3 protein-coding genes are annotated in these 2,943 nt (G+C 67.7%); all 3 read right to left on the bottom strand.

What is annotated here, in order from left to right; translation table 11 throughout:
• On the bottom strand, positions 1–1,187 hold a 1,187-nt coding region (locus PHG22_04705; GenBank protein ID MDD5491047.1), incomplete at its 3' end, for a PD-(D/E)XK nuclease family protein.
• 120 nt (positions 1,188–1,307) lie between these two features.
• A complete protein-coding gene (locus PHG22_04700) occupies positions 1,308–2,486 on the bottom strand; it encodes a hypothetical protein (protein MDD5491046.1) in 1,179 nt (392 codons plus the stop codon).
• Between the two features lie 2 nt (positions 2,487–2,488).
• Positions 2,489–2,943 (bottom strand): helicase-related protein (locus PHG22_04695; GenBank protein ID MDD5491045.1); only part of this gene is annotated, 455 nt, incomplete at its 5' end.

Below are 2,943 nucleotides of genomic sequence, written 5' to 3'. Positions count from 1 at the left end.
AGCTCGTCGCGGCAGTACTTCATGTCGTCCAGCGCGCCGACGAGCCGCCTGCGGAAGTTCTCGACCTCCACCGGATTGTGATGCACCTCCACCCGCTGGAAGAACGGCGGCTGCGCGGTCGCCGTCCGCTTGCAACGACGCAGCATGTTGTAGAGCGCGCCTCCCACTCTCTGGGCAGGATCGAGGTCTGGCTGAAGCTGCTCCAGCAACACGTACCACATCATCTGCTCATTCATCGGCAGCAGCTTCGTCGCCGCGGGAATCGACGCGACGAACTTGTGGTCGATGAACAGCCGCGCGTTGTCGTACGTGCGGACGACGCGAGCGTCGAGGCGCGCGATAATGAGCGTGTTCTCCACCTCGGGTAGCGGCGCCTCGAGGTACCGCTCCGAACCGACCACGCGGTACTCGGAGTCGACTCCGGTCTCCTTGAGCCACTCCATGTAGCCTTCAACGACGACGCGCTCCAGCTCCACGTCCCTGTTGAACCGCGTGAGGACGCCCTCCTCGAGGTCGGCCGTCGCCTCGAGCTGCTCGCGCTCCGACTCGATGATGATCTCGAGTGCGTCGCGCGGGTCGATCCGCTCCTCGCCGTCGGGCCGGTACCACGCCGCCAGCGCCGCGTGACCTCGGGTGCCGGTCGCCCGCGCGCCGAACGGCGGCTCGTATGTCGACCGCAGTCCGCGAACGTACACCAGCCACCACTTGCGCCGGCAGCGCTTGAACGTCGAGACCTCGCTGTTCGACACGCGCACGAGACCGTCGTGCACGGACAGCGCCGTCGGCGACACCGAGTCCAGCGGGAACACGATCTCCAAGCGCCGCTGTCGGTCGGGCTTCAGCGCGTCGGCCCACTGGACGATGTCCTCGTCCTCCTCGTGAAAGACGCTCGGCGCCTCTCTCGGGGCGACGCGGACCAACTTCGCCGGTACCTTCGAAGGCGTCACCTTCGCCTTCGAGGGGAGGCTCCGGAGCGCCGCGGAGGCGTCCCCGGTCAGCCAGCGGTCGGCGACGGCGACGAGGTGCGCGCGCTCGTCCGGCTGTATAACGCCGCGCACCTCGAAGCGCCAGTACGCCCCGCCCCTGACGCCGAGCAGCTCGGCCATCTTGCCGCGCGATAGTCCCAGCGCCGTTCGGCGGGCGAGCAGCAGCTCGCCGGTTATCGTGATCGGGTCGACTTCGGTCATGACGTCAGCAGCCACACTATCGTGATCACGGTGGCGCACAGCACCGTGAACAGCGCCACGCCCTGCCACGTGAGAGGCGCGGGCTGCTTGTTCTTGCTCTCTTCCATCGTTCCTCCTCGGTCAGATGACCGCCAAAACCTCGTCCATGAACGCGCGAACGAGCCGACCAGGATCGTGGTGCTCGGCAACGAGCGTGCGGTTGCGCGACTGATCATACCAGGACTCGTGAGCCAAGACCGCGTCGCGGACGGCGTCGGACAGCGCCCTGTGCTCCTCCAGAAGCGCGCCGACGACGCCACGTCGGTCCCACGGGTACGTGTGCTGGTTCAGGGGGCAGCCACTCTCGGTCATGTGCTCCGGCTGTACGATGACGCATCCGGCGTCGACCGCCTCGAGCAGCGAGTACTCGTGTCCGGCGGAGAACCCGAGGCGCGTCGCACTCACGTGCACGTCGTGCTCGCGGGCGACGACGACTCCGTCGGTAAACGAACCCATGTAGCTGACGCGTCCCGGCCCGATGTCCGACACCCAGCGGGCCTCGGCGGGTACGTGATCATCCTCAGGAAGGTAGCTTCGCTGGATCGTCAGGGTGTAGGGCATCGCTCCGGCCTGCGGAGCTCCGTCGACGCAGACGCACGCGCCGATGTGGCGCGCCAGTGCGGCCACGAGCGCGACTCCCTTGTCGGGAGCGATGCGGCAGTGCGTGCCGATGACCGGTGACTCCCGCCGTTCCAGGGCGAACACCGGGTGGGCAAGTCGCGGCAGCTGTGCGGACACATCGTGCCGCAGCGTGTACGGGCGCGGCAGCGACACGATCCGGAGCGGACGCCGGGCGTCGCGTAGCTCCGGAGGAACGTGTCCGGGAGTGTGCCACACCACACCGGTGAACCTGCGAGCGTTGATGATGCGCTGCCAGTCGACGTCCGGGTAGGTGTTGCCGTTCAGCGTCAGCGTCCACGGAACGGGCAGACGCTCCAGCGTGTCGTGCCACCAGTCACGCTGGGCGGCGGGAATGTCAGGCTCGGTGACGTGCACCAGGTCGAACGCGTCGCGTGCGACTTCCAGCACGCCCTCGGCGGTGCCCATGATGTCCGGCTTCCACGACGTGTGCGTTGCGCGCCTGATCGCGCCGACGTCGCGTCCCCACTGGGTGGACGGACGACCGGATCTGGTCGGACACGCGATGACCGGCTGCCGGTCCGCGGGCCAGCCTAGCTGAAGCTCGCGGGCGAGCGTCACCGTGCCGGAGATCCAGAACTGGGGCGCGAGCAGCATCACTCGGGGCAGCGTGGTCATCATCATCACTCTCCTAGGTCCGCGTTCATCAGCGTGGTCTCCTCGCGCTCCAGAGTGAACATCTCCGGCGGGTTCAGTCCCGCGGCGGAGAGCCGCGCGCGGTCGCGCTGGATCTCCTCGAGGCGCTCGAACTTCTCGGCGAGGCGAGGGTACAGCCGCGTCTCCTCGATGCTTCCGCGGGTGACGACGTCGATGACGTGCACCGACTCGTGTTTCTCCGAGCCGATACGGTCGATGCGCGCCTCGAGCTGGACGTTCGCGAGCATCTTCCACGACCGCTGGAGAACAACGAGCGTGTCCGAGTGCTGTAGGCCGTCGACGCCCTCACCGCCCGCGTCGATCGTGATCAGCATGACCTGCAGCGCTCCCGACCGGAAGCGGTCGAGCGCGACCTGCCGGTCGTACTCCGACACGTCGCCGACGATCCGGCCGTACGGGATCTTAAGCTTGTCGAGCCGCC

Source organism: Patescibacteria group bacterium (genome assembly GCA_028716045.1).
Taxonomy (GTDB): domain Bacteria; phylum Patescibacteriota; class Patescibacteriia; order JAQUQO01; family JAQUQO01; genus JAQUQO01.
Note: the sequence above shows the minus strand (reverse complement) of the source record. Positions and strands in the feature narration are given on the sequence as shown.